Below are 603 nucleotides of genomic sequence, written 5' to 3'. Positions count from 1 at the left end.
CTGCCGGCCGGCCACCCGCATCCCGGGCCGGTGAGCTGAGTCCGGGGCGCCCGGTCCGGCACGCAAGACCGCCCGCTCGTGCGGGCCGGGACGGTCCAAGCACAAGTTCCTCTCGCGGGAACTGGTATTTCGCCGCACAACCGGTCACCATGCCCTGTCCCGGCCTGTTCGACCGGGACAGGGACGAGGCGTCATGTTCAACCCGCTCGAGATGTTCCAGGCCCAGGGCGAGGCCGGGATCCAGGCGATGGCCCAGCAATTCGGCCTGAGCCCCGAGCAGACCGCCCGCGCCTTCGAGGCCTTGATGCCGGCCCTGACCCTCGGGCTCCAGCGCGGCGCCGGCCTCGACCCGAGCAGCTTCGCCCGGATGTTCGGGATGCCCGAGGCCGCCCGCGCCGCCGCGCCCCAGGGCCTCGAAGCCCTCACCCAGATGTTCGGCTCGGCCCCGCTGATGCAGGCGGTGCTGCGCCAGGCCTCCGCCACCAGCGGCGTCGGCGCCCAGGTGCTGCGCCAGATGCTGCCGATGATGGCCGGCGCCGTGGTGACGAGCATCGTCCACGTCATGCTCAACCCGCCGCAGGCCGAGCCCGCGCAGGCCCGGCC

Annotated in this window: 1 protein-coding gene; it reads left to right on the top strand. The window is 73.6% G+C overall.

Annotated features, from left to right (window positions below):
* Positions 1-193: 193 nt before the first annotated feature.
* A partial coding sequence (locus tag FV228_RS32055) for a DUF937 domain-containing protein (protein WP_147857998.1) occupies positions 194-603 on the top strand: 410 nt, incomplete at its 3' end.

The sequence above is a fragment of the Methylobacterium sp. WL18 genome (genome assembly GCF_008040015.1).
Taxonomy (GTDB): Bacteria; Pseudomonadota; Alphaproteobacteria; order Rhizobiales; family Beijerinckiaceae; genus Methylobacterium; species Methylobacterium mesophilicum.
This window is presented reverse-complemented; position numbering and strand designations above follow the sequence as displayed.